Below are 25,498 nucleotides of genomic sequence, written 5' to 3'. Positions count from 1 at the left end.
AGTAGAAATGGATGTTACAATACAATTAATCCTAAAAATGGAATTTAAGGAGGGCTTATGCGCAAAAAAATCGGGTTTTGGGGATTCATTATATCTTGTAGTCTATTAATCATTTTAAATCTATTTACAAACAATGAATGGATAAGTATCACCCCTCTTTTTGGGTTTGTTTTTATACTGTTATACCGATGGGATGACATGAAACAACATAGTAAGAAAAGCATTGGAATTATGATAGGTATCATTGTTGTTTGCTCATTTTTCATAGGGTTTATTTTAATAGAAGGACAGAAACAGATGGAGAAAATGTCTATTTTTCAAGAATGGATGTCTTCTGCAAAAGGTCTTTATATTGTAATTGTAGTTGTTATTTTTCTTAGGTTCACGATAAGAATATGGAGTTACATATTAAAGAGAGGATAGAATGGAGGTAGTAAGAATGAGAGGAAAAATAGGATATTATGGTGTGCTCGTTTGTTTACTATTATCAGTTATTTCAGGGCAATTTTTAAAAAGTGAATGGGTAGCAGTTATATTATGTATAGGAGTATTGATTTTTGCACCTATGTATCGCTGGAATGAATGGAAAGCATATAGTCGAAAAAAGAAAATGGTTTTCAGCATCGAATTTGTCATTATAATCAGCACAATTCCGTTTTTGTTATGGAAAGGAAATGAGATAATAGATGGAATTGTAATGTTTCAAGGGTGGTTGTTTATTGCGAAAATGCTATATTTAATATGCATTTTAATGTTGGTAGTGGTAGTCACTAAAATAATAAACGAAAAGCTATTCGTTAATGAATAAAAGAAAATACCACCTTATTCGGTGGCATTTCCTCATTTTACTGCATGAGCTTTTTGCATCTTTTTAATTAAACGAATTTGTCCACGATGATTGATTTCATCTTCAAAAACGTGAAACCACTTAAAATAGTTATTTGCTGGTTTGTCATACCAAAAGTCTGTCGTTTTAAATAACCATTCATCAGGTAACGATTGAAAATTCTCGATTGTTTTGGAACGTACTTCTTGTAATGTATTTATGTAAAATTCTATAGCGTTTCCTTTTATTTTCTCACGTCCAAGATCGCCTAATTCAATGCCAGGTAACCAGTGTTCTAATTCAGCCTCCGTTGGTTCACGGTCTTCAAAAGTATGAATCTGGTAGTAAAATCCAATAGCAGCCATATGATACAATAACATGCCAATTGAATTTGCTTCCTTATCATATAAATAATCAAGTTCTTCAATTGTTAAACTTTCCACTGCTTGCATTGTTGTATAGCGAGCGTAATTCATCATGGAAACAAGCTTTGAAAATTCTACATGTAAACCCTCCAATTTATCAATTACAAAATTCAATTAAAATTCCCCCTCTTTAAACGATGACTCCAGAGAAAGAATTCTATGTGCAGAGAAAAACTCCTTTTAAAAAGTTCATGATTTTAACAAGGAATCACAATTAGTTCCCGATTTGATTTTGTAATAACTTCATATCCGTCTTTTGTGATGACAATATCATCTTCAATTCTACAACCGCCCCAGTTTGGTATGTAAATACCAGGTTCAACTGTAACAACCATACCTTCTTCTAAAGTAGCCTGACTTTCTTGGGATAGGCGAAGAGGTTCATGTATTTCTAACCCAAGACCATGACCAGTAGAGTGTCCAAAGTATTGACCGTATCCATGTTCTGTAATGTAATCTCTCGTTATATCATCGATACTTTTCGCAGTTTCTCCAGGCTTAATTGCTTTAGTTCCACGTTTTAAAGCTTCTCGTACAACATTGTATATCTTTTTGAATTCTTCTGATGATTCTCCGATTGCTACAGTACGAGTTATATCGGAACAATATCCATTGTAAAGTGCACCGAAATCTAATGTAACGATGTCGCCTCGCTCGATTATTTTATTTGATGCAACTCCATGAGGAAGTGAAGAACGAACGCCAGAAGCTACAATGATTTGGAATGAAGAGGATGTAGCCCCTTTTTTTCGCATGAAAAATTCCAACTCATCTCGTACATCATTTTCACTTATTCCTGGTTTTAGAAACGTAATGATGTGGTGAAATGCTTCGTCAGCAATATTAGCTGCGATTTTCATTGTTTCTATTTCCGGCATGTCTTTAATAATACGAATATTTTCGATGATTTCGCACACTTGAACCATTTCCACATGTACGCATTTTTGTAAGTTTTTATATTGTTGCAATGTCATGTTGTTCTCTTCAATTCCGAGTTTTTGAATGTTTAATTTTGATACTTGATTTGCAATTTCTTTTTCTAAATTTCCTGTATGCATAATAATTTCAGCATCTTTTATTTGTGATTTCGCTTGATCTACATAGCGAAAATCAGTTATAAAAACAGCTTTATCCGCAGAGATTAAGACGACGCCAGCACTACCTGTAAAGCCTGTTGCATATTGGCGATTTTCTTTTTTGGTAATGAGTAACCCGTCAATTTCATAGTTTTGTAGTTGATTTTGGATTTTATTAATTTTTAAAGTCATGTTAATTCCCCCTATTCACAGTATTTAATAAAGCAAATAGTGTGCCAAAATGTATATTTGAAGAAAGGATAGTAGGGAAAACATATATTTTAAGGGAGATAAGAAAATAGCCCGCCATTTGTGGGAGACGGTTTGTTTATAAAATTCAGATTGCTTCAATAAATAGCAGGGGGATGAAAAAATATTGATTGGAGTTACACTTGTACTTTATTTACATGCTTTAAAAAATTTATACAAATGTAAAATGACACTGTCAATTTTTTTGACAATATTGAATGGATATAGCAACTAAATTGAAAATAAAAAATGCGTTGCTTATAAGCAACGCATTTTTTATTTACGCTTTTAATTTCATTACAATATCAGCATCTGGTGTTACATATACGGTTTGCTGATTGTCGTACGTAACAAAACCAAGTTTTGCACCACTCGGTTTTTTGACATGGCGTATTTTGGTGAAATCAACAGGTACAGAGCTAGACTCTTTCGCTTTACTGTAATACGCAGCAATTTTGGCAGCTTCTAGTAAAGTTTCTTCAGCAGGCTCTAAAGAACGAATGACAACGTGAGAGCCAGGTATGTCTTTCGTATGTAACCAAATTTCATCACGGCGGGCAAACTTCGTTGTTAAATAATCATTTTGTTTATTGTTTTTACCAACGAAAATCTCTGTACCATCACTTGCTAAATATTTATCTAATACTGGTTTAGTAGGTTTTTTCTTTGTGTTTTTCGTTTTGCGATTGCGCACATAACCTTCTTCAGCTAATTCCTCACGAATTTCTTCAATATCTTTTGAAGAAGCAGCTTCCATTTGTTGAAGTAAGCTATCAAAATAAAGAATTTCTTCATTTGTTTTTTCGATTTGTTCTTCTACAATAACAACTGAATTTTTCGCTTTTTGGTACTTTTGGAAATAGCGTTGCGCATTGTCAGATGGTGTTTTTAAAGGATCTAATGTAATTTTTACAGTTCCGCTATTTTCGTCGTAATAGTTAACGACTTCAATATCTTTATCCCCTTTTTTCAAAGCGTACATATTGGCTGTAAGTAGTTCTCCAAATAGTTGATATTTATCTGCCTTTCCGGCATCTTGCAGTGTTTTTTCGAGTTTAATGAGTTTTTTCTCGTTTTTATTTTTTTCGTTTTGCATAAAGCGTTCTAAATCATGAGCTTGTTGTTTTACACGATCACGTTCTGCTTTGCCAAAGAAGAAACGATCTAACAATTCGCTCACTGATGAGAATGTTTTTTCTTCTCCTTGCAAGTGTGTAAGAGGGAAAAGATAAAAGAATTCTTTTCCATTTGCAGTAATCATTGCTGGTGTATATGCATGAGATAGTAATGGTGTTTGTATAGAGAAAAATGCTTCTGATAATGCTTTCTCGTTTACCATACCGGCTTTCTTTACTACTTCTTTTGCAAATAATGGGGATATTCCCATGAAAGCCCCGACGAGTTGTTTATCCATATTTCCAGATAGAAAGTCTAGCGGTCTAATAAAATCATCTGCGGTTTCAATTTGCAGAGGATTGATTTTATGTTGGGCTGGTGGCGCGACGTACTCAGCACCAGCATATACAGTTCGGTGACGGTTTACGGCTAATGAAACGTGTTTTAAGCTATCTAAAATCACGTTTGTTTTCGTATCTAATAAGATAATGTTGCTATGTCTTCCCATTATTTCAATTACTAATGTTTTTAATGATTCGTCTCCGATTTCATTACGACTGCGAACTGTAATTTGGATAATCCGTTCTAAGTCGATTTGTTCAATTTTTTCAATAAATCCACCTTCTAAATGTTTACGAAGAAGCATACAAAACATCGGCGGTATTGCTGGCGAATCGTAGTTTTGATTCGTTAAGTGCATACGCGCATATGTAGGATGAGATGAAAGAATTAGTTTTTGGTTCTTTCCATTCGCTCGAATATGTAATAAAATCTCGTATTTTGAAGGTTGGTATATTTTAGAAATCCTTCCCGTGTAAAGAGAATTTTCAATTTCATGTGTAATCGCTCTTGTAAATAATCCATCGAATGCCATTAATGAACACTCCTTTCTAACTAAAAGTTAATTATAGCATTTTTTTGGACGAGGCTGAATAAGCTTTCAATAGAGTATGTCTGGAATCAGGAGGTCGATGGCAGGATGAACTGGTATGGAATGCGAGCACATGAAGTGGAAGAAAGAACGAATACGAATGTAAAGGTTGGACTTACGGAGAAAGAAGCAGAAGGGCGAATTAAGAAATTTGGTACAAATGAATTAGAAGAAGCAAAAAGGCCTTCTGCACTAATGGTATTTTTAGCGCAATTTAAAGATTTCATGGTACTCGTTTTGTTTGGAGCAACAATTGTTTCTGCGTTTTTAGGTGAATACATTGATTCTATTGCTATTGTTGCCATTGTTATTATCAATGGTATTCTCGGCTTTTTTCAAGAAAGAAAAGCTGAAAAATCATTGGAAGCTTTAAAGGAACTAGCTGCTCCACAAGTTACTGTAATGCGGAATGGAAAGTGGGTAAAAGCACCATCTAAAGCACTTGTTTTAGGTGATATTATTAAGTTTTCCAGTGGTGATCGTATTGGGGCTGATGTGCGTCTTGTTGAGGCATCAAGTTTATATATTGAAGAGTCTGCTTTGACAGGGGAGTCCGTACCTGTGCAAAAGAAGGTAGAAGCATTGCAAGGGCAAGAGGTTGCAATTGGTGATCAAAAAAATATGGCTTTTATGGGGACAATGATTACGCGAGGATCTGGAACAGGTGTCGTTGTAGCAACTGGTATGAATACAGCGATGGGTCAAATTGCAAATATGTTACAAAATGCAGAGCAAATGGAAACACCACTGCAAAGAAGGTTAGAACAGCTCGGAAAAATATTAATTATTGTAGCTCTTATTTTGACAGCGCTCGTTGTATTGGCTGGTGTGTATCAAGGGAATGAAGTATATCATATGTTTTTAGCTGGCGTATCGCTAGCTGTTGCGGCTATTCCAGAAGGGTTGCCAGCAATTGTTACAGTAGCTTTATCACTTGGTGTACAGCGGATGATAAAAAAGAGAGCAATTGTACGAAAGTTACCAGCCGTAGAAACGTTAGGTTGTGCTTCCGTTATATGTTCTGATAAAACGGGGACAATGACGCAAAACAAAATGATGGTAACACATATGTGGTCAGGCGGAGAATTGTGGAAAGTGACAGGGCAAGGATATGAACCTAATGGCTCTTTTATGAAAGGTGAAATAGAAGTGAATCCAGCTAAGACAAAAGCACTTTATCAGCTACTTACATTTGGTTCACTATGTAACAATGCAAATATTATTCAAAAGAAAAAGGCGTACGTATTAGATGGAGATCCAACAGAGGGAGCGCTTGTAGCTGCAGCAATGAAAGCTGGGATTACACGTGAGGCATTGAAAGGGAAATTTGAAATTATTCGTGAATTTCCATTTGATTCAACTCGAAAAATGATGAGTGTTATTGTACGAGATCGAGAGGGGAAGAAGTTTATTGTTACGAAGGGAGCACCGGACGTTCTTTTGCAAATGAGTCAAACGATTTTATGGGGGGATAAGCAGCAGCCGTTAAGTGAGTTATATAGAAGAGAAGTACAGGCGGCTATTCATAGCTTAGGTAGTCAAGCGCTTCGAACAATTGCAGTTGCGTTTAAACCTTTAAAAGTCACGGATTCTATTGAACATGAAAGAGACGTTGAAAAAGATTTTATGTTGGTTGGGATACAAGGTATGATTGACCCGCCAAGGCCAGAAGTGGCGCAGGCGGTAAAAGAGTGTAAAGAAGCTGGTATTCGAACGGTAATGATTACAGGTGATCATAAAGTGACAGCAATGGCGATTGCTGAACAATTAGGAGTTTTGCCACCAGATGGACGCGTTGTTGAAGGCGTAGAACTCGCGAATATGGATGTGGAGGAATTAGAAAATGTTGTAGAAGATACGTATGTATTCGCTCGTGTATCACCTGAGCATAAATTAAAAATTGTTAAGGCACTGCAAAATCAAGGACATATAGTAGCCATGACAGGCGATGGAGTGAACGATGCTCCAGCTATAAAAACAGCGGATATTGGGATAGCGATGGGAATTACAGGGACAGATGTTGCGAAAGAGGCCTCTTCACTTGTTTTACTAGACGATAATTTTGCTACAATTAAATCAGCAATTAAAGAAGGAAGAAATATATACGAGAACATACGTAAGTTTATTCGCTACTTATTGGCGTCAAACGTTGGAGAAATTTTAGTCATGTTATTTGCGATGTTACTTGCATTACCACTGCCGATGGTTCCTATTCAAATTTTATGGGTGAACTTAGTTACTGATGGTTTACCAGCGATGGCATTAGGTTTGGATAAGGCTGAAGGAGATGTGATGAAGAGAACGCCGCGCCACCCGAAAGAAGGGGTATTCGCTAGAGGGCTTGCGTGGAAAATAATAAGTCGAGGGTTTTTAATTGGGGCAGTGACGTTAGTAGCGTTTATTATTGCGTATAACCAACATCCAAATGAACTGAAATATGCACAAACTGTAGCGTTCGCGACGTTGGTACTTGCTCAGCTTATTCATGTATTTGATTGTCGTAGTGAGCATTCTGTCTTTCACCGCAATCCATTTGGGAACGTGTATTTAGTAGGGGCGGTTATCATTTCGTTACTACTCATGCTAGTGGTTATATATTATCCACCGTTACAACCGATCTTTAGCACAATGCCGATACAAGCAAGAGATTGGTTATTAATTGGAGGTTTGTCATCAATTCCGACTTTCTTACTAGTAGGTTCTTTATTAACAGGGAAAAAGGCGAAAAAGAAAAAGCCAATGTTATATAAGAAGGGATTAAACTTGAAATAGTCAATGTTATGAAAATGTGATATAATTTACAGAAGGTAGTAGAGCCTTGTCTCTATTACCTTTTTCATTGAGTTATTTTATGGCTTGGATGTGATAAAAATGATTTCTAGTATGACAGGGTTTGGAAGATCGAAAGTAGAAAGTGATACTTTTCAAATTACAGTAGAAATGAAATCGGTGAACCACCGTTTTTTAGAGATGAGTATTCGACTTCCTAAGCAAATGATGGTATTTGAGGACAAAATTCGTAAAATAATTGCACAGCAAGTTCGACGTGGACGCATTGAGGTGTCTATTAGTATAGCAGGTGAAGGACTTGTTGAAAGAAAATTAAGTGTGAATTGGTCACTTCTTGAGCAGTACCAATCGATGATGGAAGATATAAAAGGAAAGTTTCAATTACAAGATTCTATTACACTCGAGCAATTAATGGCAATGCCAGAAGTAACAGCAATTGAAGAAATAGAAAATGTAAATGAACATTTTGAGAACAGTTTATATGAGGCTGTTCGTCAAGCTGCTCATATGTTGAAAACGATGAGAGATGGCGAAGGAGAACGATTACATAAAGATATAGCGTATCGTTTACAAGAGATTAGCAATTGTGTAAATGCAATTATTCCACATGCACCAATTGTTACACAAAAATATCGTGAACGATTAGAAAATCGCTTAAAAGAATTACATAATCAAGAGTTAGATGAACAAAGATTGCTAACAGAAGTCGCAATCTTTGCAGAGCGTTGTGATATTCATGAAGAGTTAGTTCGTTTGCAAAGTCATTTAGAGCAATTTCATGAAACATTGCAGATTGAAGAGCCTGTTGGAAGAAAAATGGATTTCATCGTGCAAGAGATGCATAGAGAAATTAATACGATTGGTTCTAAGGCAAATGACTTAACAATTTCAAAATATGTTGTAGAAATGAAAAATAACCTTGAAAAAATTCGTGAACAAGTACAAAATATTGAGTAGCTTTCAAAAAATATATAAAGTTATACGTGGTGGAGAAATCGGATAGACTTACTAGGAGGCGCAAACTATGGCCATGCGGTTTTTAAATATTGGATACGGAAATATTGTATCTGCTCATCGAATTATTGCTATTGTAAGTCCGGAGTCAGCTCCTATTAAACGAACAGTACAGGAAGCACGCGAACATAATGCTTTGCTTGATGCTACGTATGGGAGAAAAACAAGGGCGGTTATTGTTATGGATGATGGGCATGTTGTATTAAGTCCAATTCAACCAGAGACGATTGCACATCGTTTGAATAATAAAGAAGATTTAAGTGAGGAAGGGTAGGTTTTACATATTTATGAGAAGTAGAAGAGGATTGCTCATCGTTCTTTCAGGGCCTTCTGGGGTTGGAAAAGGAACGGTTCGTAAAGAGCTGTTTAGCCATGAGGATACACGTTTTCAGTACTCTATTTCAGTAACGACACGTAAGCCGCGTGAAGGTGAAGTAGATGGTGTGGATTATTTCTTTAAAGAAAGAGAAGAATTCGAGGAAATGATTCGTAATGAAAGATTACTTGAGTGGGCTGAGTTCGTAGGTAATTATTACGGAACACCGATTGACTATGTTGAAAAAACATTACAAGAAGGAAAAGATGTATTCTTAGAAATTGAAGTGCAAGGAGCAATTCAAGTTAAGAAAGCTTTCCCAGAAGGTGTATTTATTTTCTTAGCACCTCCAAGTTTATCTGAACTAAAGAGCCGTATTGTCGGCCGTGGTACAGAGACTGAAGATGTTATTGAAAATCGTTTAACTGTAGCGAAAGAAGAAATCGAGATGATGGACGCTTACGACTATGTAGTAGAAAACGATCAAGTTGAATTAGCTTGTGATAGAATTAAAGCAATTGTGGTTGGCGAACATTGCCGCCGCGAAAGGGTAGCAAAATATTATAAAGAAATGACGGAGGGTCTATAATTATGTTAAATCCATCAATTGACTCATTACTACAAAAAATCGATTCTAAATACACACTAGTAACAGTGGCTGCAAAGCGTGCACGTGAAATGCAACTTGCTAATAACTGTGTTGTAGAGCAACCGGTTTCTCATAAGTGTGTAGGTAAAGCATTAGAAGAAATCGATGCGGAAGTATTAAGCTACGTACCAAGTGAAGATAAAGTTGCTGAATAAGCCTTTGCCTTCGACAAAATAAAACATAGACTTTATAATTTTCTATGTAACGGTAACAACCTATTTACAAGTAGGTTGTTATTTTTTTACGAAAGGAATGAAATATTGGTACTGACGAGCTGGGAATTCTATTTCAGTATTATAAGTTTGAAAAAGAAAGAGGACGAGTCATATGCTAAAAGGGAAAAAGATACTTCTATGTGTAACAGGAGGCATTGCGGTTTTTAAAGCAGCTGCGTTAACGAGTAAATTGACACAATCTGGCGCGATTGTAAAAGTAATGATGAGTGAGTCGGCAATGAAGTTTGTTACGCCTCTTACATTCCAAGCACTTTCTCGCCATGATGTATATACGGATACATTTGATGAGAAAGACTCGGCTGTTATTGCTCATATTGATTTAGCAGATTGGGCGGATGTTGTACTTGTCGCACCTGCTACTGCCAATTGTATTGGAAAGTTAGCTGGTGGTATTGCAGATGATATGATTACAACTACTTTGTTAGCTACTGCAGCTCCGGTATGGATTGCGCCTGCTATGAATGTGCATATGTATGAAAATAAAATTGTTCAAAAAAATATGATGACATTGAAAACGCTAGGATATACGTTTATTGAGCCTGGGGAAGGCTTTTTAGCATGTGGATATGTAGCAAAGGGACGACTAGAAGAACCTGAAGCGATTATCGCACGGTTAGAGGAAGCTTTCTCAGAACACAAACCATTGCAGGGAAAAAGAATATTAATAACTGCTGGCCCAACACGTGAAAAAGTTGATCCAGTTCGTTTTATGACGAATTTTTCTTCTGGAAAAATGGGGTATGCGATTGCAGAAGTGGCGGCGAATTTAGGCGCTGATGTTATACTCGTTTCAGGACCGACAGCATTAAATCCACCGTTACATGTAACGACAGTGCAAGTGGAATCTGCACAAGATATGTTAGAAGCAGTTCTTCAACATTATCAAAACGTAGACGTTGTCATTAAAACAGCAGCAGTTGCAGATTATCGTCCGAAATATGTTCATGATAATAAAATGAAAAAGCAAAATGGTGATGCTGTCATTGAACTCGAAAGAACGGTGGATATTTTAAAAACGTTAGGTCAGAAAAAGGATAAACAGTTACTTATCGGTTTTGCTGCTGAAACGACAAATGTAGAGGAATATGCAACGAAAAAACTACGTGAGAAAAATGCAGATATGATTGTCGCGAATGATGTAAAAGCGCAAGGAGCTGGATTTGGCACGGATACGAATATTGTAACGATGTATAGAAAAGATGGAAAAGTTATTGAGTTGCCACTTTTAATGAAAAAAGAGGTAGCTCGTGAAATATTAAAGCAAATTGAAATGATGTTAGAAGATGATCGTTTATGAAATTTGCAAGTGTAATTGTTGATGTACCTGCCCGTCAGACAGATCGACCATTTGATTACATTATACCTAAAAAATGGGAAGATATTGTACAGACAGGAATGCGGGTAGTAGTTCCGTTTGGGCCAAGAAAATTGCAAGGTTTTATTATTGGGATTAAAGATTCGGTGGATGTAGAAAGTAAGAAGTTAAAGACGATCCATGAAATATTAGATGTAACACCGGTTTTAAATGATGAATTATTAAAACTTGGATATTGGCTTACAAGTGAAACGTTATGCTACATGATTTCAGCTTTTCAAGTGATGCTTCCAACTGCGATAAAAGCAACGTATAAAAAACGTCTACAACTTTGTAAACAGGAAGAAATAGCACCTAAAATACTATATTTATTTCAGGATAAAGAAGCAATTGATTTTGAAGTAATCGAGCAACAGCCACATTTATACCGGACTATTCAACAAGAAATTAAAAATGGTACGGTTGAAGTCGTTTATCAAGTGAAAGATAAAGTACAAAAGAAGAAGCAAAGAGTTGTTCAGCCGGAGTTGCCAGAAGATAAATTAGAATTAGCGGCATTTGAACTGAAAAGTAAAAAACAACAAGATGTACTCTATTATTTTGTGGAAAATTATAAAAGTGTACCGTTGAAAGTAATTACAGAAGAGTTACAAATAACAGATGCTCCAATAAAAGCACTTGTTAAAAAGGGATTCATTTCAGAAAAGTATGTGGAAGTATACCGAAATCCGTATGACGATGATGGTTTTGAACAAACGAAACCATTGCCACTTACGGAGGAACAAAAACAAGTTATTACACCGATTTTATCATCAATTACAAATGAAACTTATAATCCATTTTTACTATATGGTGTTACAGGAAGTGGAAAGACAGAAGTATATTTACAATCTATAGCAGCAGTGCTCGAGAAAGGAAAAGAAGCTATCGTTCTTGTTCCTGAAATTGCACTAACACCCCAAATGGTGGATCGTTTTAAAGGTAGGTTTGGCTCGCAAGTTGCAGTTCTTCATAGTGCGTTGTCTGTTGGAGAAAAGTATGACGAGTGGCGTAAGATTTTAAGAAAAGAAGTGAAAGTTGTAGTTGGTGCGCGTTCAGCCGTTTTTGCGCCTTTTGAGAATTTAGGGATTATTATTATTGATGAAGAGCATGAATCAAGTTACAAACAAGAAGATAATCCAAGGTATCATGCAAGAGATGTGGCTGTCTGGAGAGGGCAATACCATAAATGTCCTATCGTTCTTGGTAGTGCGACACCAACACTTGAATCGTTTGCAAGGGCGAAAAAAGGTGTTTATGAACTACTAACAATGGAAAAACGTATGAATGAACAAGCTTTACCAACGGTAGAGATTGTTGACATGCGAGAAGAACTTCGTGACGGGAATCGATCAATGTTTTCTAAGGCGCTGCATGAAAAAATAGCAGATCGATTAGAAAAGAAAGAACAGATGGTACTCTTCTTAAATAGAAGAGGTCATTCTACATTTGTTATGTGCCGTGATTGTGGGTATGTTGTACAATGTCCGCATTGTGATATTTCATTGACATATCATAAAATGAATCATCGTTTAAAATGTCATTATTGTAGTTACGAAGAAAATATGCCAACTGAGTGTCCAGCTTGTCAAAGTACATACATTCGTTTCTTTGGTACAGGTACACAAAAGGTAGAAGAAGAAATTACAAAACTATTTCCAGAGGCGCGAGTCATTCGAATGGATGTAGATACGACAAGTCGAAAAGGAATGCATGAAAAATTATTAAAGGCGTTTGGGGAAGAAAAAGCAGATATATTACTTGGAACACAAATGATTGCTAAAGGATTAGATTTTCCGAAAGTAACGCTTGTTGGGGTTTTAACTGCAGATACGATGCTTCACTTACCTGATTTTCGTGCAAGTGAAAAGACATATCAGTTATTGACGCAAGTAAGTGGACGAGCGGGTAGACATGAATTGCCAGGGGAAGTTGTGATTCAAACGTATACGCCAGAACATTACAGTATAGAGTTAGCGAAGAACCAACAATATGATGTGTTTTTTGACCAAGAAATGCAAATGAGACGAACAAGACAATATCCTCCATATTACTATGTTGTACTCGTAACCGTATCTCATCCTGAATTATTAAAAGCGGTACAAGTGACGGAAAAAATTGCCTCGTATTTACGAACGCATTGCTCGCAGCAAACAATGGTGTTAGGACCAGTTGCTTCAGCAATTCCAAGGATAAAAGATAGATATCGTTATCAATGCATGATAAAATACAAACGGGAACCAAACTTAAAGAACGTGCTCAAAATGGTAAATGAACATTATCAAGCAGAAATGCAAAAAGAGCTACAAATCTCAATTGATTTTAATCCAACAATGTTAATGTAGCGGAGGGAAATATGGCAGTTTTAGAAATAGTAAAGCATCCAAATGAAGTGTTAGAAACACCATGCGAAAGAGTAATTAACTTTGATAAAAAGTTAGTGAAATTGTTGAAAGATATGCATGAAACAATGTTAATTGCGGACGGAGTCGGTTTAGCTGCGCCTCAAGTAGGTGTAAGCTTGCAAGTAGCGGTTGTTGATGTCGATGATGATACTGGGAAAATCGAGTTAATCAATCCATCAATATTAGAAAAACGTGGTGAACAAGTAGGTCCCGAAGGATGTTTAAGCTTCCCGGGACTTTATGGTGAAGTAGAACGTGCGGATTATATTAAAGTAAGAGCACAAAATCGCCGTGGGAAAGTATTTTTATTAGAAGCGGAAGGATTTTTAGCGCGTGCAATTCAACATGAAATCGATCATTTACACGGTGTTTTATTTACATCGAAAGTGACAAGATATTATGAAGAAAACGAACTAGAATAGGTGTTAAAAGGAGCGGTTTTTAAATGATAAAAGTAGTGTTTATGGGAACACCGGACTTTTCAGTGCCGGTGCTTCGTCGTCTTATTGAAGATGGCTATGAGGTAGTAGGTGTTGTGACGCAACCTGATCGTCCAGTAGGTAGAAAAAAAGTATTAACACCTACACCTGTTAAAGTTGAAGCGGAAAAACATGGTATCCCTGTGTTACAGCCGTTAAAAATTCGTGAAAAAGATGAATATGAAAAAGTATTGGCATTAGAGCCAGATTTAATTGTAACAGCTGCATTTGGTCAGATTGTACCAAATGAAATTTTAGAAGCACCGAAGTATGGATGTATTAATGTCCACGCTTCTTTACTTCCTGAACTTCGTGGTGGTGCACCAATTCATTATGCAATTATGGAAGGTAAAGAAAAAACAGGTATTACAATTATGTATATGGTAGAAAAATTGGATGCTGGTGATATCTTAACGCAAGTGGAAGTGGAAATTGAAGAGCGTGAAACGACAGGCTCATTATTTGATAAATTAAGTGAAGCAGGAGCACATCTTCTATCTAAAACAGTACCTTTATTAATTCAAGGTAAGTTAGAACCGATTAAACAAAACGAAGAAGAAGTAACGTTTGCGTACAATATAAAACGTGAGCAAGAGAAAATTGATTGGACAAAAACAGGTGAAGAAGTATACAATCACATTCGCGGATTGAATCCATGGCCAGTTGCTTATACAACTTTAGCAGGACAAGTTGTTAAAGTATGGTGGGGAGAAAAAGTGCCTGTAACTGAACCGGCTGAAGCAGGTACGATTGTTGCGATCGAAGAAGATGGTTTTGTAGTAGCAACTAGTAATGAAACAGGTGTTAAAATTACTGAATTGCAACCTTCTGGTAAAAAGCGTATGAGTTGTTCACAATTTTTACGTGGAACAAAACCTGAAATTGGAACGAAGTTAGGAGAAAATGCATGAGACAAAATGTTCGTGAATTAGCTCTTGATGGTTTAATTCAAGTGGAAAAAAGTGGTGCATATAGCAACTTACTTTTAAATAATTTAATTGAAAAAAGTGCAATTGATAGAAAAGATATTGGTTTATTAACTGAAATTGTATATGGAACGATTCAACGTCGTGACACATTAGATTATTATTTACAGCCTTTTTTAAAAAAGAAGGTTGAGGCGTGGGTAAGAGTATTGCTTCGCTTATCTTTATATCAAATGATTTATTTAGACCGAGTGCCAGAAAGAGCGGCTATTCATGAAGCGGTTGAGATTGCAAAGCGTCGCGGGCATAAAGGAATTGCTGGTATGGTGAACGGTGTATTACGTTCGATTCAGAGAGAAGGTGTACCTTCTGTAGATGAAATCAAGGATCCAGTAGAACGGCTTGCAATTGCGATGAGTCATCCAGTTTGGCTTGTACAAGAGTGGACTTCTGCATATGGCTTAGAAACTGCAGAGAAAATGTGCGAAGTAAATATGTTACCTCCTGTACCTACAGCGCGTGTGAATGTTGATAAGGTAACGGTAGAAGAAGCGATTGAGTTGTTGGCAAGTGAAGGTATAGAAGCAAAACGTGGTGACTTGTCAGATGATGCAATTCAGATTGAAAGAGGAAATGTAGCGCATACAGAAGCGTTTAAAAAAGGATTTCTTTCTATTCAAGATGAAAGTTCTATGCTTGTAGCACGCGCTTTAGAACCAAATGAGGGAGAGACAGTTCTTGATAGTTGTGCGGCTCCTGGTGGTAAAACTACGCATATAGCTGAGCGTTTAAAGGGAACTGGTAAAGTAATGTCTCTTGATTTACATGCACACAAAGTACGTTTAATTAAACAGCAAGCAGAGCGACTTGGGTTAGAAAATGTCGAAACAAAAGCGCTAGATGCTAGAAAAGTGCAAGAGCACTTTTCAAATGAAACGTTTGATAAAATATTGGTAGATGCACCGTGTTCTGGATTTGGTGTAATTAGACGTAAGCCTGATATTAAGTTAGGAAAAGATAAAGGCGATAGTGAAAGATTATCGACGATTCAACTTGCGATACTAGAAAAAATAGCACCGTTATTAAAACAAGGCGGTCGTCTTGTTTATAGTACGTGCACAATTGAGAAAATAGAAAATGAACAAGTAATAGATAAATTTTTAAAAGAACATCCTGAATTTGAATGGGATACTACGATAAAAGAACGTATGCCAGAAAAATTAAGTCCGTATATTAATGAAGGTCAAGTACAAATTTTACCGCATTATTTTGCAACGGATGGCTTTTATATTGCTTGTTTAAGGAAGAAGGTGTAGCATCATGGAAACGACTGTAAGAAAACAAAAGAAAAATGTAGAAACGAAGAAACCATCAATTTACTCTTTACAAATTCATGAAATGCAAGATTGGTTAAAGGAACAAGGAGAACCGAAGTTCCGCGCTGGACAAATTTTTGACTGGCTATATAAAAAACGTGTAAAAAATTATGAGGATATGTCAAACCTTTCTAAAGGATTGCGTGATAAATTGTCGAATTCCTTTGATATTACTACTTTAAACACGTTAGTAAAACAAACGTCTTCGGATGGAACGATTAAATTCTTATTCCAATTATATGACGGGTATTCTATTGAAACGGTATTAATGCGACATGAATATGGAAATTCCATTTGTGTAACAACGCAAGTTGGTTGTCGTATTGGATGTACGTTCTGTGCTTCGACGCTTGGTGGACTAAAACGAAACCTAGAAGCTGGAGAAATCGTAGCGCAAGTAGTAGAAGTTCAGCGTGCGCTTGATGAAACAGAAGAACGTGTAAGTTCTCTTGTTGTTATGGGAATTGGAGAACCATTTGATAATTACGATAATTTAATGGGATTCTTACGCATCACTAACCATGAAAAAGGACTTCATATTGGTGCTAGACATATGACTGTTTCGACGAGTGGAATTATCCCGAAAATTTATAAGTTTGCTGAAGAAGAACTACAAATTAATTTTGCGATTTCATTGCATGCTCCAAACTCAGAATTACGTTCAAAATTAATGCCGATTAACCGTGCTTATAAATTACCGGATTTAATGGAAGCTATTAAATACTATGTAAATAGAACAGGGCGCCGTATTACTTTTGAATATGGATTATTTGGAGGAGAAAATGACCAAGTTGAGCACGCTGAAGAGCTTGCTGCGCTCTTAAAAGGTGTAAAATGTCATGTAAACTTAATCCCGGTAAACTACGTACCTGAACGTGATTATGTACGTACACCACGTGAGCAAATTTTCTTGTTCGAGAAAACGTTAAAAGATCGTGGAGTGAATGTAACGATTCGCCGTGAACAAGGTCATGATATTGACGCAGCCTGCGGTCAGTTGCGTGCGAAGGAGCGCAAAGAAGAGACGAGGTGACGAGATGAAAGCCGTATTTCTATCGGATAAAGGAAAAGTTCGTCAACATAATGAAGATAGTGCAGGAGTTTTTCACAATTTAGATGGAAATGTTTTAGCGGTAGTAGCAGATGGAATGGGAGGTCATCGAGCTGGTGATGTAGCTAGCTCGATGGCCATTCAATTATTCCATGATTATTGGAAGCAAACGCATAATATGAATGAACCGAAAAAAGTAGAACAATGGTTACATACTAGTGTTGGGATTATTAATGAGCGTATATATGAATACGCTCAGCAAAATGTAGAATGTAATGGTATGGGAACAACGCTTATAATAGCTGTTTGTACAACAAGTTTTGTGACGATAGGGCATATAGGAGATAGTCGTTGCTATATGGTATCAGAAGGAGAAATGACGCTTGTAACGGAAGATCATTCGCTTGTAAATGAGCTTGTGAGACATGGTGAAATTTCAAAGGAAGATGCAGAGTATCATCCGAAAAAGAATGTGTTATTAAGAGCGCTAGGAACAGAAGAAAAAGTTGGATTAGATGTTAAAACGTTGGTGCTTGAGGAAGATGATCAATTACTTCTTTGCTCTGATGGGTTATCAAACAAAGTTTCTATTGATGATATGCAACAAATTTTACAGTTAAATGAACAGCTTGAAGGTAAAGGGCAGCGTCTCATTCAATTGGCGAATGATCGCGGTGGAGAAGATAATATCACACTTGTTCTTATTGATTATGCGGGTTCGACAAACGAAAGTAGGTGAAGTGCAACGTGCTGATTGGAAAACGCTTAAATGACCGTTATAAGCTACTGAAAATGATTGGTGGTGGCGGAATGGCCAATGTATATTTAGCTCATGATGATATACTTGGCCGAGATGTAGCGGTAAAAATATTAAGACTCGACTACTCAAATAACGAAGAGTTTATTAAACGTTTCCATCGAGAAGCGCAGTCTGTTACAACGTTGTCGCATCCAAATATTGTGAATATGTATGATGTCGGAGAAGAAGATGGTATATATTATCTTGTCATGGAATATGTACCCGGGCAAACATTGAAGCAATACATAATTGAGCGAGGTATGTTACCTATAGGAGAAGCTCTTGATATTATGGAGCAGTTAACATCCGCCATGGCACACGCCCATCATTTTGAAATTGTGCATCGTGATATAAAGCCGCACAATATTTTAATTCGAGCTGATGGAATAATAAAAGTAACAGATTTTGGAATTGCGACAGCTACAAGTGCAACAACAATTACACATACAAATTCAGTACTGGGTTCAGTCCATTATTTATCACCAGAACAGGCACGTGGCGGGATAGCAAATAAACAATCGGATATTTATTCTCTTGGAATAGTTATGTTTGAATTGTTAACAGGAAGACAACCGTTTTCTGGCGAATCTGCTGTTGCTATAGCTTTAAAACATTTACAAAGTGAAATCCCATCACCAAAAAGATGGAATGAAAATATTCCGCAAAGTGTTGAAAATATTATATTAAAGGCAACTGCAAAAGATCCTTTCCATCGATATCAATCTGCCAATGCGATGAAGCGAGATATTGAAACTGCGCTATATCCAGAGAGGATAAATGAGCAACCATTTTACATACCAGAAGATATGGAAGCGACGAAAGCGATTCCGATTATTCAACAAGAACAATTATTTGAAAATGTAAGTGATGAAACGATTGTTTTAAAAGGGAGTAAGGTGGAAGAACCGATAAGAGCAGAAGCAGCTGAGTTAGATAAGAAGAAAAAACGGAGTAACAAGTGGCTTAAAGTTTTAATTTCAACATTTTTATTTTTAGCAATAGGAATAACATTAGCGCTTACGGTTATTCCAGGATTATTTATTCCGAAAGATGTGAAAGTGCCTGATGTGGCTGGTATGAAATACACGACAGCTGTAAATACGTTAGTAGAAAAGGGCTTTGAGGTGACGGAGCCTAATATTGTATATACAGATGATGTTGAAGTTGGGGATGTAATAAAAACGGAACCTGTAGCAGGAAGAGTCGTAAAAGAAAACGCTAAAATTACTATCTATCAATCAGGTGGAAAAAAGAAAAGTAAGATGGCGAATTTCACAGGGCAAAACTTTGAGAGTGTAAAAGCTGAGTTAGAAGAAAAATATAAACAAGTTACAGTAAATTATATTGAAAATGATAAGCCGAAAGGTGAAATTGTAGAGCAAATTCCGACGCCTGATCAAATGGTTATAGAAGCGGAGCAAGAACTGAAAATCTGGGTAAGTAAAGGTCCTTATCAAATTAGACCAGGTGACTTTTCGGGGTGGACTGAAAATAGTGTAACTGGTTATTTGAATGAGAGAAAACTAACGTCAGATATAAAACGAGAGTACTCAGATTCAGTCGAAAAAGGACTTGTAATTTCGCAATTTCCAAAACCAGGTACACCATTAAAAGAGGGAGATAAAGTAACTATTATTATCTCTGATGGTCAAAAGCCTAAAGTGACTAAAACGGTAAAAGTGGACAATATCTCTATCCCATATGAGCCTGCTGTAACAGGTGAAAAAAAGCCGCAAACAATAGAAATTTATAAAGAAGACATGCAGCAAAAAATGGATAGACCGGTTGAAACGAGAACAATTACTGAATCAGCGACTATTTCTTTAGAATTTGTAATTCAAGAAGGTTCAAAGGGACACTATAAAATTGTACGAGATGGAGTAACGATTATTGATAAAGAAGTACCATATCCAACTCAATAATAGTGAAAGTCTACTTATTATTATTGCCTGTTATGCTGTCTACAAAGTGGACGGTATAGCAGGCAAAAATATATGATTCAAAAAGCTAGTAAAGTGATGCAGCTGTAAATATTTTTTTGCATTTAATGGAAGATTTAATGTATATTAGCGAAAGTATATATGGTAGGTTTTGAAATCGTTATTTGGAAAATTTAAATCCATTCATTTTTAAATTCAGCATCACCTTATACAAAAAAAGGAGAATTCTATGCCAGAAGGAAAAATTATAAAAGCTTTAAGTGGGTTTTATTACGTGCAGCATGAAGAAGGGGTTACGCAATGTCGTGGGCGAGGTGTATTTAGAAAAAATAAAATTACACCACTTGTAGGAGACCAAGTTGTTTTTCAGGCAGATAATCCAACTGAAGGTTATGTGCTTGAAGTGTTTGATCGAAAAAATGAACTTGTTAGACCTCCTATTGCTAATGTCGATCAAGCGATCCTTGTGTTCTCTGCAGTAGAACCAGATTTTAATCCTGGACTGTTAGATCGATTTTTAGTGCTGATTGAATATCATAACATTAAGCCAATTATTTGTATTAGCAAGATGGATTTAGTAGATGAAAAGATGAAAGCAACTGTTGAAGCTTATGCGAATGATTATCGTGAGATGGGTTATGATGTTTTATTTACTTCTATTAATACGTCAGAAAGTATTGATATATTAAAACCATACTTAGAAAATTGTGTTTCTGTTGTTGCGGGTCAATCTGGTGTTGGGAAATCTTCAATGCTTAATGTGCTACGTCCAGAATTAGAGCTGAAAACAAATGATATTTCCTCCCATTTAGGACGCGGGAAGCATACGACAAGACACGTAGAATTAATTGCAATTGGGAGTGGACTAGTAGCAGATACACCGGGTTTTAGTTCACTAGATTTCATTGATATAGAAGTAGAAGATCTTACATATTGTTTTCCAGAGTTGAAAGAAGCGAGCCAATACTGTAAATTTAGAGGGTGTACACATCTTTCTGAACCGAAATGTGCTGTGAAAGCTGCGGTTGAAGAAGGGAAGATTACAGAATATCGCTATAAGAACTATAAACAATTCGTAGAAGAAATTAGAGAGAGAAAGCCGAGGTATTAGTTATGATTAAAATTGCACCATCGATTTTATCAGCAGATTTTTCAAAATTAGGGGAAGAGATTAAAGATGTAGAAAAGGGCGGAGCGGATTACATTCACGTTGACGTAATGGATGGACATTTCGTACCAAATATTACGATTGGACCATTAATTGTAGAAGCTATCCGTCCAATTACATCATTACCATTAGATGTACATTTAATGATTGAAAATCCTGATAACTATATCCCGACTTTCGCACAAGCGGGAGCGGATATTATTACTGTTCACGCAGAGGCGTGTCCACATCTGCATCGTACAATTCAGTTAATTAAATCTCACGGTATTAAAGCGGGCGTTGTATTAAATCCACATACGCCAGTTTCAGTGATTGAGCATGTATTAGAAGATATAGATATGGTATTACTTATGACAGTAAACCCTGGATTTGGTGGACAGAAGTTTATCCATTCTGTATTACCGAAAATTAAACAAGTTGCAGACATGGTGAAAGAGCGCAATCTAGAAGTAGAAATTGAAGTTGATGGTGGTGTAAATGCTGAAACAGCAAGACTTTGTGTGGAAGCAGGAGCAAATGTACTTGTAGCTGGATCAGCAGTATACAATCAAAAAGACCGCGGTGGAGCAATTCGCGTAATTCGTGGGTAGTGATGAACTTTTATCCTAGTAAGGTATTCATAGGATAGGGTAAAAATATGTAAAAAGGCAATCTACCGAATGGCAGATTGCCTTTTTACAATGGAAGGGGAAGAAAAAATGATTATTCATATTTTGGCAGGAGGACCTTCGGAATATTGCGCAGATTTTGCTCGATATGAGAATGAGGAAGTAGTGTGGGCTGCGGTTGATAGGGGAGTATACCGTCTATTAAAGAAAGGGATTACCCCGGCTGTTGCGTTTGGAGATTACGATTCAGTTACTGAAGAAGAATTAGTATGGATGGGACAGCAAACGAACGAATTACATATTGTTCCGCGGGAAAAAGATCAAACGGATTTAGAAATTGCAATCAACTGGGCATTAGGAAAGAAGCCGGCACTAATTCGTATTTTTGGTGCTACCGGTGGAAGACTTGATCACGGTTTGGCAAATATACAAATGCTTTTAAAAGGGTTAGAAGTAGAGATAGAAATGTGTATTGTGGACAATAAAAATGAAATAACAGTTAAAAAAGTGGGTACACATATAATTGAAGAAAATAAAAATTTTCCTTATGTATCTTTTGTACCAGTTACTGAAATAGTGGAAGGGATTACATTGTTTGGTTTTAAGTACCCTCTTACTAATAAAACAATAGAGTGGGGATCAACACTTTGTATTAGTAACGAACTCGTTGAGGAAAAAGGTACTTTTTCATTTACTTCTGGCATATTAATGTTGATAAGAAGCACTGATTGAAGAAACAATTTTGCTCCTTACATCATATAGTGACCAAGTGGAGTAATGGGGATTAGGAGGGAAACCATGAGATTTTATACAATTAAGTTACCTAAATTTCTTGGTGGAATTGTTCGTGCAATGTTAAATACCTTCAAAAAAGATTAAAAAAGCACCTATCACCGGTGCTTTTTCCATTGTTATAGTAAAAAAAGAGCCTATCGGCTCTTTTTTTTATTATTAAACACGTTCGATTTTGCCAGATTTTAATGCTCTAGCAGAAACGTAAACACGTTGAACTTTTCCGTCGATGCGTACGCGAACTTTTTGAAGGTTAGCGCCCCACTTACGTTTTGTAGCGTTCATTGCGTGAGAACGAGAGTTACCAGAACGAGCTTTTCTTCCAGTAATAGCACAAACACGAGCCATTTATATTTCCCTCCCTTGATACCTTACCATACGTAATTTTTCAATGTTAGTCTTTTATGCGATGCTAAAAACACTACTATAATTTAACACAACTAAAAAGAGAATGCAACACCGTAGAAAAAAGAAATCAAGAAAATTTACTTGACACTATATGTCAATGAAGAAAAGTTAAAATCCATAAAAATTGCTTGACATATTATAGTGGTACATGTTGTATAATAACAATGGACTATTTTGCTCATCATAAAAAAGTGTAATTTAAAACATAAAATATGAGAGTGAAAAGAAAGAACGATGGAATTTTCTTTAAAAAGATTATATGATAGTAACTAAAGTAGTCTAGCTCACTTTCACCATTTATGAAGGGGGAAACGAGATGTCAATTGAAATTAAAACGAAGTACGGTCAAATTGATATTAGTACAGATGTAATTGCAACAATTGCTGGAGGTGCCGCGGTAGATTGCTACGGTATCGTAGGTATGGCATCAAAAAATCAGTTAAAAGATGGATTAACAGACATTTTACGAAAAGAAAACTTCACTAGAGGTGTTATTGTTCGTAAAGATGAAGATGAAGTACATATTGATATGTATATTATTGTGAGCTATGGTACGAAAATTTCAGAAGTGGCACATAATGTGCAGACGAAAGTGAAATATACACTAGATCAAACTGTAGGACTAGCAGTAGATTCTGTAAACATCTACGTACAAGGAGTTAAAGTAATAAACTTGTAATGTGCATTAAGGAGGAAAATCTGTGTCAATTCAAAAAATTGATGGAAAACGTTTATCACAAATGATCATGCAAGGAGCGAATAATTTAACAAATAATGTTCAGCTTGTTGATGCATTAAACGTATTTCCAGTTCCAGATGGCGATACCGGTACAAACATGAACTTATCTATGACTTCAGGTGCGCGTGAAGTGAAAGCAAATCCTTCACAGCATGCTGGTAAAGTCGGCGTAAGTTTAGCCAAAGGATTATTAATGGGAGCTCGTGGTAACTCTGGAGTTATTCTATCTCAGTTGTTCCGTGGTTTCTCTAAATCCATTGAACAAAAAGAAGAATTAACAACAGTTGATTTTGCTGCAGCACTAGAAGCTGGAGTAGAGGCGGCTTATAAAGCGGTTATGAAACCGATTGAAGGAACGATTTTAACGGTTGCAAGAGAAACGGGTAAATATGCAGTAACAGTTGCGAAAAAACAGCGCGACTTTGTTTTGTTTATGGAAGACGTTGTGAAAGAAGCAAACGCATCGTTAAATCGTACGCCAGATTTATTACCTGTATTAAAACAAGTTGGCGTTGTAGATAGCGGTGGTAAAGGTCTTGTAGTGGTATACGAAGGATTTTTAGCTGACTTAAAAGGAGAAACGATTTCTTCTGATGCACCGACGCAAACATCTATGAATGAGATGGTACGCGCAGAACATCACCGTAGTGTACAAAGCCAATTGAGTACAGAAGATATTAAGTATGGATATTGTACGGAGTTCATGGTGAAATTAGAGGCTGAAAAGGTGAAAGAGCATAATTTCTCTGAACAAAAATTCCGTGAAGATATTAGTGTATATGGTGATTCTCTACTAGTTGTGTCTGATGATGAAATTGTAAAAGTTCATATCCACGCAGAACATCCTGGAGACGCTATGAACTACGGGCAAAAATACGGTAGTTTAATTAAGATTAAAGTAGAAAATATGCGTGAACAGCATACTGCTTTATTAGATGAACCTGCTATGGTTCCTGAACAACCAGCTCAATCGAAAGAAAAACAACCATATGGTATCGTAACTGTGGCAATGGGGTCTGGTATTAAAACTTTATTTGAGAGCATCGGCGCAACGAAAGTTATCGAAGGTGGTCAAACGATGAATCCAAGTACGGAGGATATCGTGAAGGCAATTGAAGAAGCAAATGCTGAAAAAATCATTATTTTACCGAATAACGGAAATATTGTAATGGCAGCAGAACAAGCGGCATCAGTTGTAGATCAAGAAGTTATTGTTGTTCGTTCGAAAACAGTTCCTCAAGGTATGGCAGCAATGTTAGCATTTAACCCAGTTGGAACGTTAGAAGAGAATGAAGAAAACATGCAAGAAGCTTTATCTCATGTGAAAACAGGTCAAATTACGTATGCTGTACGTGATACGGAAATTGATGGTGTAGCAATTCAAAAAGATGACTTCATGTGTATTGCAGATGGAAAAATTGTATCTACAAATGCTGAAAAAGTAGGAGCTGCGAAGCAATTACTAGAAGCGCTTATTGATGAAGATTCTGAAATCGTAACGATTCTACAAGGTGAAGATGCAACTGACGAAGAAGTAGCGGAGTTAGTTGAATTTGTAGAAGAGAAATTTGAAGATGCAGAAGTAGAAGTGCATGCTGGAAACCAACCAGTGTATTCTTTCATCTTCTCTGTAGAATAAGATAAGATTCGTTTTGAAAATAAATGGATTACTTACTTGCTAATGGATAAGGAGTAGTAATATGAAGTTTATTACTAGTTTTTATTCAAAAGGCTAGCATATTGAAGAGAGAAAAGAGCCTTGCTGCTAATAGTGAGGCTCTTTTTTACTTGTTTTATATAAGGGATTTGAGTAGTTTCTCTTAGA

The 25,498-nt window shown here is 36.4% G+C and carries 25 protein-coding genes; 21 read left to right on the top strand and 4 right to left on the bottom strand.

The window, feature by feature from the left end; all coding sequences use genetic code 11:
- Positions 1-57 precede the first annotated feature (57 nt).
- Together CN409_RS14260 and CN409_RS14255 are read left to right on the top strand one after the other, a co-directional pair.
- Positions 58-423 carry a YoqO family protein gene (locus CN409_RS14260; protein ID WP_086390358.1) on the top strand — a complete coding sequence of 122 codons (366 nt, stop codon included), beginning with the start codon at positions 58-60 and terminating at the stop codon, positions 421-423.
- A gap of 16 nt (positions 424-439) precedes the next feature.
- Entirely contained in the window at positions 440-808 is a 369-nt protein-coding gene (locus tag CN409_RS14255) for a YoqO family protein (protein ID WP_074789272.1), read from the top strand.
- 32 nt (positions 809-840) lie between these two features.
- Here CN409_RS14255 and CN409_RS14250 read toward each other — a convergent pair whose 3' ends face one another.
- The 3 genes from CN409_RS14250 to CN409_RS14240 form a co-directional block, all read right to left on the bottom strand.
- Positions 841-1,365: a DinB family protein gene (locus CN409_RS14250; RefSeq protein WP_086390357.1), complete on the bottom strand. Its 525-nt coding sequence runs from the start codon at positions 1,363-1,365 to the stop codon at positions 841-843.
- 83 nt (positions 1,366-1,448) lie between these two features.
- Positions 1,449-2,519, bottom strand: a complete 1,071-nt coding sequence (locus tag CN409_RS14245) for a M24 family metallopeptidase (RefSeq protein ID WP_086390356.1) — start codon at positions 2,517-2,519, stop codon at positions 1,449-1,451.
- 337 nt (positions 2,520-2,856) lie between these two features.
- Positions 2,857-4,566, bottom strand: a complete 1,710-nt coding sequence (locus CN409_RS14240; RefSeq protein ID WP_097981361.1) for an Rqc2 family fibronectin-binding protein — start codon at positions 4,564-4,566, stop codon at positions 2,857-2,859.
- Positions 4,567-4,671: 105 nt separating this feature from the next.
- Between CN409_RS14240 and CN409_RS14235 the strand changes: the two genes are divergently transcribed.
- The 17 genes from CN409_RS14235 (at position 4,672) to spoVM (ending at position 22,613) form a co-directional block, all read left to right on the top strand.
- Positions 4,672-7,395 (top strand): calcium-translocating P-type ATPase, SERCA-type, encoded by a 2,724-nt coding sequence (locus CN409_RS14235; RefSeq protein ID WP_001104763.1) that lies wholly within the window; start codon positions 4,672-4,674, stop codon positions 7,393-7,395.
- A 99-nt stretch (positions 7,396-7,494) separates the two neighbouring features.
- A complete protein-coding gene (locus tag CN409_RS14230; protein ID WP_000625867.1) occupies positions 7,495-8,370 on the top strand; it encodes a YicC/YloC family endoribonuclease in 876 nt (291 codons plus the stop codon).
- A 67-nt stretch (positions 8,371-8,437) separates the two neighbouring features.
- On the top strand, positions 8,438-8,701 hold the full coding sequence (gene remA, locus CN409_RS14225) for an extracellular matrix/biofilm regulator RemA (RefSeq protein WP_001251456.1): 264 nt from the start codon (positions 8,438-8,440) through the stop codon (positions 8,699-8,701).
- Between the two features lie 13 nt (positions 8,702-8,714).
- Positions 8,715-9,332, top strand: coding sequence for a guanylate kinase (gene gmk / locus CN409_RS14220; protein ID WP_001257742.1), 618 nt, complete (start codon positions 8,715-8,717; stop codon positions 9,330-9,332).
- Positions 9,333-9,334: 2 nt separating this feature from the next.
- On the top strand, positions 9,335-9,547 hold the full coding sequence (gene rpoZ, locus CN409_RS14215; RefSeq protein ID WP_000933962.1) for a DNA-directed RNA polymerase subunit omega: 213 nt from the start codon (positions 9,335-9,337) through the stop codon (positions 9,545-9,547).
- Positions 9,548-9,719: 172 nt separating this feature from the next.
- Positions 9,720-10,925, top strand: coding sequence for a bifunctional phosphopantothenoylcysteine decarboxylase/phosphopantothenate--cysteine ligase CoaBC (gene coaBC / locus CN409_RS14210; RefSeq protein ID WP_000911744.1), 1,206 nt, complete (start codon positions 9,720-9,722; stop codon positions 10,923-10,925).
- Positions 10,922-13,327 carry a primosomal protein N' gene (gene priA / locus CN409_RS14205; RefSeq protein ID WP_044782951.1) on the top strand — a complete coding sequence of 802 codons (2,406 nt, stop codon included), beginning with the start codon at positions 10,922-10,924 and terminating at the stop codon, positions 13,325-13,327. The genes coaBC and priA overlap by 4 nt, the downstream gene beginning before the upstream one ends.
- An 11-nt stretch (positions 13,328-13,338) precedes the next feature.
- Complete coding sequence (def, locus tag CN409_RS14200) at positions 13,339-13,809, top strand: peptide deformylase (RefSeq protein ID WP_000279470.1); 471 nt, start codon at positions 13,339-13,341, stop codon at positions 13,807-13,809.
- 23 nt (positions 13,810-13,832) lie between these two features.
- Positions 13,833-14,777, top strand: a complete 945-nt coding sequence (gene fmt / locus CN409_RS14195) for a methionyl-tRNA formyltransferase (RefSeq protein WP_000598805.1) — start codon at positions 13,833-13,835, stop codon at positions 14,775-14,777.
- A complete protein-coding gene (gene rsmB, locus CN409_RS14190; RefSeq protein WP_001249661.1) occupies positions 14,774-16,108 on the top strand; it encodes a 16S rRNA (cytosine(967)-C(5))-methyltransferase RsmB in 1,335 nt (444 codons plus the stop codon). The genes fmt and rsmB overlap by 4 nt, the downstream gene beginning before the upstream one ends.
- Before the next feature lie 4 nt (positions 16,109-16,112).
- Positions 16,113-17,201 (top strand): dual-specificity RNA methyltransferase RlmN, encoded by a 1,089-nt coding sequence (rlmN, locus tag CN409_RS14185; RefSeq protein ID WP_000450548.1) that lies wholly within the window; start codon positions 16,113-16,115, stop codon positions 17,199-17,201.
- A gap of 4 nt (positions 17,202-17,205) precedes the next feature.
- Positions 17,206-17,958: a Stp1/IreP family PP2C-type Ser/Thr phosphatase gene (locus tag CN409_RS14180; protein WP_000648709.1), complete on the top strand. Its 753-nt coding sequence runs from the start codon at positions 17,206-17,208 to the stop codon at positions 17,956-17,958.
- An 8-nt stretch (positions 17,959-17,966) separates the two neighbouring features.
- Entirely contained in the window at positions 17,967-19,940 is a 1,974-nt protein-coding gene (gene pknB / locus CN409_RS14175; RefSeq protein ID WP_000904750.1) for a Stk1 family PASTA domain-containing Ser/Thr kinase, read from the top strand.
- 247 nt (positions 19,941-20,187) lie between these two features.
- The gene (gene rsgA / locus CN409_RS14170) at positions 20,188-21,069 is read left to right on the top strand and encodes a ribosome small subunit-dependent GTPase A (protein ID WP_001113932.1); all 882 of its coding nucleotides are present in this window, start codon (positions 20,188-20,190) and stop codon (positions 21,067-21,069) included.
- A gap of 2 nt (positions 21,070-21,071) precedes the next feature.
- A complete protein-coding gene (gene rpe / locus CN409_RS14165) occupies positions 21,072-21,716 on the top strand; it encodes a ribulose-phosphate 3-epimerase (protein ID WP_097981360.1) in 645 nt (214 codons plus the stop codon).
- 69 nt (positions 21,717-21,785) lie between these two features.
- Positions 21,786-22,466 carry a thiamine diphosphokinase gene (locus CN409_RS14160; RefSeq protein ID WP_140161781.1) on the top strand — a complete coding sequence of 227 codons (681 nt, stop codon included), beginning with the start codon at positions 21,786-21,788 and terminating at the stop codon, positions 22,464-22,466.
- Positions 22,467-22,532: 66 nt separating this feature from the next.
- Complete coding sequence (gene spoVM / locus CN409_RS14155) at positions 22,533-22,613, top strand: stage V sporulation protein SpoVM (protein WP_001213599.1); 81 nt, start codon at positions 22,533-22,535, stop codon at positions 22,611-22,613.
- Between the two features lie 72 nt (positions 22,614-22,685).
- Here spoVM and rpmB read toward each other — a convergent pair whose 3' ends face one another.
- Positions 22,686-22,874, bottom strand: coding sequence for a 50S ribosomal protein L28 (rpmB, locus tag CN409_RS14150; protein WP_000124776.1), 189 nt, complete (start codon positions 22,872-22,874; stop codon positions 22,686-22,688).
- Between the two features lie 376 nt (positions 22,875-23,250).
- Here rpmB and CN409_RS14145 point away from each other — a divergent pair, with 376 nt between their 5' ends.
- Positions 23,251-23,613, top strand: coding sequence for an Asp23/Gls24 family envelope stress response protein (locus CN409_RS14145; RefSeq protein ID WP_000021109.1), 363 nt, complete (start codon positions 23,251-23,253; stop codon positions 23,611-23,613).
- A gap of 22 nt (positions 23,614-23,635) precedes the next feature.
- Positions 23,636-25,312, top strand: coding sequence for a DAK2 domain-containing protein (locus CN409_RS14140; protein ID WP_000027131.1), 1,677 nt, complete (start codon positions 23,636-23,638; stop codon positions 25,310-25,312).
- Positions 25,313-25,498: the final 186 nt, after the last annotated feature.

The organism is Bacillus sp. AFS012607, from assembly GCF_002558005.1.
Lineage (GTDB): Bacteria > Bacillota > Bacilli > Bacillales > Bacillaceae_G > Bacillus_A > Bacillus_A thuringiensis_S.
The sequence above is the reverse complement of the archived record's forward strand: the minus strand, read 5'-3'. Positions and strand labels throughout refer to the sequence as shown.